Below are 6,129 nucleotides of genomic sequence, written 5' to 3' on the forward strand. Positions count from 1 at the left end.
CGCTCGCTGGCAGTACGATCCTGTGGTCAGGCCCCACTACAAGCCGCACCAGATGCGGCACGACCACCCCCACGAACCCGATCGCCCCCACCAGGGACACGGCTGGCCCCGTAGCGCAGGCCACGGCCAGCATCGACAGGCTTTTGATCCGTTCGACCGGGTAGCCCATCAGGTGTGCATTATGTTCATTAAGCAGCATGGCGTTCAGTGGCGCGGCCAGATAGGCCGCAAGGCCACCGGCGACCAGCAGGAACGGCAGCAGCAGGCCAATGCTCCCCACGTTGCCCCTGAAAAGCTGCCCATTGTCCAGAATGTCAGATCCCGCAGCCGCGTCGTTCGCCCGGAAGATCAGCACGCCGGTCAGCGCGCCGGAAAACGCGCCAAAGGCCACACCGGCCAGCAGCATTGCGGTCATGGATGTTACGCCACCACGCGTGGCAAAAAGATAGAGCAGCCCCATGCCCGTGAAGCTGCCGGCAATACCCGCGCAGGGAATGGCCCACCTGCCCAGCCAAGACACCCATGACCCTGAACCACCCAGCACGATGATGCAGGCGGTGGCGAGGGCTGCGGCAGATGATACCCCCGCCAGCCCCGGATCGGCCAGCGGGTTGCGGAACAGCCCCTGCATGATCGTGCCCGCAACCGCCAGCGCCGCCCCGGTCAGGCAGGCCATGACAATGCGGGGCGCGCGGATGTCCCGCAGTACAAGTTGCGCCGCCTGTCCCGTTACATCAGTGGCGGGATGCCACAGATCGTGCAGGTGGACCGTCGTTGCCCCTGTATCAAGGGCGAACAGCGCGGTCATCACCAGCAGGGCGGCCAGCAGCGCCAGAAGCCAGGGCGCGCATGATATGTCCCGTGTCATGTGGACGTGTCCAGGCGGCGGGCCAGTTCCAGTGCCGCATCGGGCGTGCGGGGACCAAAGCCAAGCAGGCGTTCGCCCTCCATGGCGATGATTGCCTGATTTCTGCCTGCCGGTGTCAGCCTGAAACCCGCATTGCCCAGCAGGGCCGCGCGGACCTGCGGGGCATCCTGTTCCATGGTCAAGACCGCATCGGGCCGCAGGCCGATCAGGGCTTCCTGATCCAGTATCTTGTAGCCTCCGAATGCAGCAGGATTGGTGCCACCAGCAAGGCGGATCACGGCATCTGCCGCCGTACCCGTGCCCGCGACCATCGGGCGGTTATTGCTCATGCGCATGACGAACAGCACCCGCTTTGTCGTCGGGTGTGCGGTGCGCCACTGCGTCAGCATGTCGAAATGCTGCGATATGTCCGCACATAGCTGTGCCCCTGCCGTTTGTGCATCCAGAAGACTGGCCAGAAAGCGCGTACGTGCGACAATGGCATTCTCGGACGGTGTGGCATCAACAAACACAACCGGAACAGTGGACGCCATCAACTGGTCCAGAACTGGCGGCGGCCCGCAATCGTTCATGGCCAAAATCAGGTCCGGCTGGAGCGACAGGATGCCCTCGGCGGACAGGGCGCGCATGTACCCCACGGATTTCTTCTCATGCAGAGCCTGTTCGGGCCATGTGGAGGTGATATCGACCGCGATGATGCGGTCCTGCGCCCCCAGTGCGTACAGGGTTTCGGTAATGGTGCCGCCGATACTGGCAATGCGCCTTGCGGGGCCAATTTTTACGTGTCGGCCCCGGCAGTCGGTCACCGTGCCCTCTTCAGCGCTCCACCCGGGGCGTGGCATGGTCAGCATGCTGCCCGCCAGCAGGCAGGCAAACATCCGGCGACCCATTTTCATCCGGCCGTGGCCTGCGGGTTCATTCACCATCAGAATTCGATCCTTGCAGTTACCTTGAAGGAGCGGCCGGGTTGCGTGTAGTACCGCTCCGAAAGCGAACTGGACGACTGCCCGTATGGCAGCGAGGCGGCGTTGTAGTAAGCCTTGTCAAAGATGTTGTACATGCCCGCCTGTATGCGCAGCGGGCGGTAGAATTTGGGGCTGTACCAGCCTGTCAGGTCAAAAATAACGTAGCCCGGCGTTTTCCACTGGTCTTTTAGCGATCCGGTGGTGGTCAGGTATTTGGCGTCATCACGTGAAGTGGCAAATGTGCCCGAAAGGTCGCTGCCCCAGTTATCCCTCTTGTAGCCAAAGCCGATGATGCCACGGAAAGGTGCGACCGAACTGAGATGGAAGTTCATGTCCGTATCGCGCCCATCGGCATAGGCAAACGAACCCCAGGCATGCCAGTGCCGGTCAAACGCCCAGTTGACGCTCGCCTCCACCCCATAGATGCGCACATGTGCAAGATTCGTGTAGCCGTAACACAGGTAATACCCCGAGCAGCCGCTGACCCCCTCCATGTCAATGAAGTTGTGGTAGTGATTATCATAGAACGAGATATTGGCGCCGCGTTCGGAGTTGCCGTATTTCATGCCGACTTCCCACCCCCTGCTGCTTTCAGGCTTGAGGTTCGGGTTGCCGCTGACCTGATAGAATGGCGGGGTGCTGTAGTTCAGATATTCTTCCGTAGCCGATGGCGCGCGGTAGGCTTCGGAATATTGTCCATATAGCGTCAGGTCATGGGCTACGCGCGCTTCCACCAGAACCTTGGGCGAGAAATGGGAACCGTGCGCACCATGTGGCAGGCCGCCATAACCCGCATTGGCCATGTAGGATGTGGTATTGTGCGGGTCGCGCTGGAAGTAATCAAAGCGGAATCCCGGCGTGATATGGAACCATTCATTGCGGCCAATGCCGATGCGGTCCTGAACGATGGCCCCCATATCCGTGCCATGGACCTTGGGCATGTCGGAAAAATTGTCATGCAGATACGGGCTGGAAACCGCCTGCTGGCCGGTCTGGGTCTGGTAGGTATCGGTCAGGAAGACTTCGCCGCCATAAGTAATCTTGTGGTGCAGCGGTCCGGTAAAGATGTTGTTTGTTGCCGAACCTGTAACACCATAGGACTGCACGGGCAGGCTGAGATGTTCGTGGGTGTAGGTGGATGCGTTGGCGGAATCCCGGTTGGTGATGTCGGTATCGGTCTTGATGCTCTGCCAGTAGGCCAGAAAATGCGCCTCACTGAACAGTGCGGTCGGGCTGTCGGCCTGATAGTCATAATTGGCGGAAACGCGGGACCGCTGGTTTTCGCTGCGGGTGTGGTAGCGGTCGGTTGCCGTGGTTTCGGACGTCTTGGTTTCCTCGTTATAATTGCGGTCATACCACTCCCCGGTCAGGCCGATCCGGTGGCCGCCTGCAAAATAATGCCGGACCTTGCCTAGGAAATTGCCGACCTGATAGGAGGCCGGGTTCTGCATGGTCCGGGTCCGGCCATACCCACCCGTATCGCCACGGTTGCCGGTTTCGCTACCATTCTGGTAGCCGCCCTGCAGCAGGAATACCGTGTTCTTGTAGCGTGCGGCAAAAGCCTGATTGAGGAGTGCGGCCTCGCTTGCGCCATTATAGGTCAGTTTGGTCAGGCCACCGAAATTCTTTCCGGGTTTGAGAATGTCTTCCGGGTCCAGCGTGCGCAGGGCAATCACGCCGCCAAGTGACCCGGTGCCAAAAAAGCTGGAATCAGCGCTTTTGACGACATCAATCGCCCCCAGCGAATTGAAGTCAAAGTCCCCTACCCCGCCCTGCGCGGTATTGAAGCTGCCGGCATAGGCGCCATCATTGGCCCATGGCATGCGCACGCCATCAATCGTTGTCAGGATCCGGTTCTGGTCCAGGCCACGAATATTGATGCTGGAATTTCCGTTACTGTAATTGACGGCGGCATCCACGCGCCGCGAATAATCCTCCAGACTGTCAATCTGCCGGTCACGGAAGGTCTTGTAGGTTGTGGTGGTCGTCAGGACTGCCGGTTTGCCCACTTCGCTATGATCCTTGTCCGGATCAAATTTCATCAGGTCGATGATGTCCGTGCTGCCCTGCACCTTGACCGGAGAAAGCTTGATGGGATCAGCGGGGGAGAGGGATACCTGTGCTGGCGTGGAAGCCGTTTTTTTCGCCGTTTTTCCAGGGATTTGCGCCTGGATTTCCTGTGATGCGGCAAAAGCGGGGGTCAGCCAGATACAGGCAAGGGCCGTGGTGGCCAGCATGCGGCAACGGCACGCCGGTCGTCGCGCGAGGGGGGACTTGTTCATTATTCACCACCGATAATGATAATCATTATCGTCACGATAACGCCACAAACTAGGCGGCAGCAAGGAATTTGTTGCGCCTGATTCTTAGTTGCATTATTCGTAAGAAGTGCCAGATTACGGCGGCCGGTTCATGTCAAAAACAGGAATCAGGCCACTATCTGTTAAGTATAAAATTGTAACGGGAATAAAAACATGGCCCTTCTGAATGATGGAAACGTCCGTACGCCTCTTTCATCCCAGGTACGTGAAGCGACCCACCATATCCATGATGATCTCAATCGTATCGTCATGTCCCGTGGCATGTTTACGGATGCTGCGGGCTATCGGGATTTTGTGCTGATGCAGTATCTTTTTCATCGGGATCTGGACCCGCTTTACAGCCGTCAGGATCTTGCCCGTATCGTGCCCGATCTGGCGGCAAGAAACAGGTTCCGGCAGGTGAGTGCGGATATGGAGGATCTGGGTATCGGCTTCCCTGCCCCGCGCATGTCTGTAGCTGTTCCCGATCCCTCGACCGCCCTCGGATGGCTTTACGTAGCGGAAGGCTCCAAGCTCGGGGCCAACATCCTGATCAGGCTCGTTGATAAAATGGGGGATGGTGCCAGTTTCGGCGCGCGTCATCTGGCGCCAGACCCGATGGGACGCGGGATTTCCTGGACGGCGTTTCGTGATGCAATTGACAATGCGCGACTGGATGCCGAACGCTTTATTCATGGTGCGCGCGAAAGTTACGCCCGTATGAAATCGTTTGTTCCTGCATCACAAGATGAAATCAGGACTGCCGCGACATCTTCCTGAGTGCATATGGACACGTGCCTGACAGCGGCCTGGTCACGCCCCTGCCGCTGACGGGCTCACGTGGATCAGGTATGAATAGTGCGCCAATGCTTCCGGCGGGTGCCCGCACAGTGGCCCTGCCAATTCGTGGCTTTGTTCTGTTGCTACGGCAAGATGTCGGTAGCGTTTGGGTGCGTGGTTGAAACGGTAATGGATGCGCCCTGCACGGCCAGCCCGTATTGGGCAGCCAGTTGTCGCAGCAGACTGGCAATCCCAGGGGCGTTACAGGGAATTGTCCGTCCCGTGTCCGCTTCGACAAAGGTGATTGCAATCCTGCCTGTGCGGGCAGGGGCAATACGGTAACGCAGGATACGGTCGGAAGACACGTCGCGTCGCACGATACCATGCGCAACAAACAGGTTCAGGTTACGCTGAATGGAAGCCAGGCTGGGCGCGCGATCCTGCATCATTCGCCCCAGCGTGCGCCATATTTCGGTGGCCGTCATGCCTGGACCGGCCTCGACGATCCCATGTAGCAGGACACGACGCAGGTTGGTCATCCTGACGCATGCTTTCTGGCAGCGCGCTTCGAGCCGCCGGACTGCGTTAGGGTTCGCGCCCATGCCAGGGCGAATTCCATTGACATCACGCCCAGCGCGGCGACGGTTCAAGAATACGGGCATCTGCTACCCCCCCTCTTGTTATCCATTAATGATCAGTTGTGGTGGAGATAGAATTCCACCGGAACCGTGAGTGTGATGAGTTCGCCTGCGATACTGTCCGGCGGGATGGGTAGCGGCTGGGCGCGTTTGGGGAGCGCTATGGCTTCCTGGTCCAGCAGCGCATGACCGGAACTGCTCGCCAGCGTCACTGAAAGCACATGACCCTTGCGGTCCATGGAGAAGGTCACGGTGGGCACGCCTTCCTGATGGTCGGCCATGGCGTCGGATGGGTAGCGCTTGAACTTTTCAAGCTGCGCCAGCAGCGCGCCCTGCCAGGTCACCGGGTCATGCGACGCATGGGCCGATGACGAACCGGGAGCGGGGGCGGCCTGTGTCGGCGCCGGTGGCGCTTCTGTGGAGGGCGGTGCGGTTGTGGCCTCGGCGGGCGGCGTTTTGTCCGGGATCGGCTTTTTGAGCATTGGCACCGGCTTGCTCTTCCTGACGATCTTGCGCGGCTTCTCGGGCTTGCGGCGACGGGCTGCGATTGGGCGCGGGCGACGGCGGGGCCGTGATCT

The 6,129-nt window shown here is 59.7% G+C and carries 5 protein-coding genes and 1 pseudogene; 1 reads left to right on the forward strand and 5 read right to left on the reverse strand.

The features are described from left to right. The 3 genes from JCM25156_RS22735 to JCM25156_RS08350 all read right to left on the reverse strand — a co-directional run. Positions 1 to 868, reverse strand: an 868-nt coding sequence (locus tag JCM25156_RS22735) for a FecCD family ABC transporter permease (RefSeq protein ID WP_051577505.1), incomplete at its 3' end; no start/stop codon positions are given. After that, positions 865 to 1,764 (reverse strand): heme/hemin ABC transporter substrate-binding protein, encoded by a 900-nt coding sequence (locus JCM25156_RS08345; protein WP_084296488.1) that lies wholly within the window; start codon positions 1,762 to 1,764, stop codon positions 865 to 867. The genes JCM25156_RS08345 and JCM25156_RS22735, both read right to left, overlap by 4 nt. A gap of 29 nt (positions 1,765 to 1,793) precedes the next feature. After that, entirely contained in the window at positions 1,794 to 4,070 is a 2,277-nt protein-coding gene (locus JCM25156_RS08350; protein WP_148299362.1) for a TonB-dependent hemoglobin/transferrin/lactoferrin family receptor, read from the reverse strand. A 237-nt stretch (positions 4,071 to 4,307) separates the two neighbouring features. On the opposite strand from JCM25156_RS08350, the gene JCM25156_RS08355 reads away from it, so the two are divergent. Further along, positions 4,308 to 4,913, forward strand: coding sequence for a biliverdin-producing heme oxygenase (locus JCM25156_RS08355; protein WP_025812753.1), 606 nt, complete (start codon positions 4,308 to 4,310; stop codon positions 4,911 to 4,913). Positions 4,914 to 5,056: 143 nt separating this feature from the next. On the opposite strand, the gene JCM25156_RS08360 is transcribed toward JCM25156_RS08355, so the two are convergent. Together JCM25156_RS08360 and JCM25156_RS22740 are read right to left on the reverse strand one after the other, a co-directional pair. Beyond that, complete coding sequence (locus JCM25156_RS08360) at positions 5,057 to 5,452, reverse strand: transcriptional repressor (protein ID WP_242402553.1); 396 nt, start codon at positions 5,450 to 5,452, stop codon at positions 5,057 to 5,059. Positions 5,453 to 5,607: 155 nt separating this feature from the next. Continuing rightward, a pseudogene (locus tag JCM25156_RS22740) lies at positions 5,608 to 6,129 on the reverse strand (TonB family protein); the annotation flags it as partial.

Source organism: Komagataeibacter kakiaceti JCM 25156, assembly GCF_000613305.1.

Excerpts from the sequence above, each read along its gene's own strand:
- JCM25156_RS08345 (WP_084296488.1), bottom strand. The coding sequence starts at position 1,764 with ATGAAAATGGGTCGCCGGATGTTTGCCTGCCTGCTGGCGGGCAGCATG.
- JCM25156_RS08350 (WP_148299362.1), bottom strand. The coding sequence starts at position 4,070 with ATGCTGGCCACCACGGCCCTTGCCTGTATCTGGCTGACCCCCGCTTTT.
- JCM25156_RS08355 (WP_025812753.1), top strand. The coding sequence starts at position 4,308 with ATGGCCCTTCTGAATGATGGAAACGTCCGTACGCCTCTTTCATCCCAG.
- JCM25156_RS08360 (WP_242402553.1), bottom strand. The coding sequence starts at position 5,452 with ATGACCAACCTGCGTCGTGTCCTGCTACATGGGATCGTCGAGGCCGGT.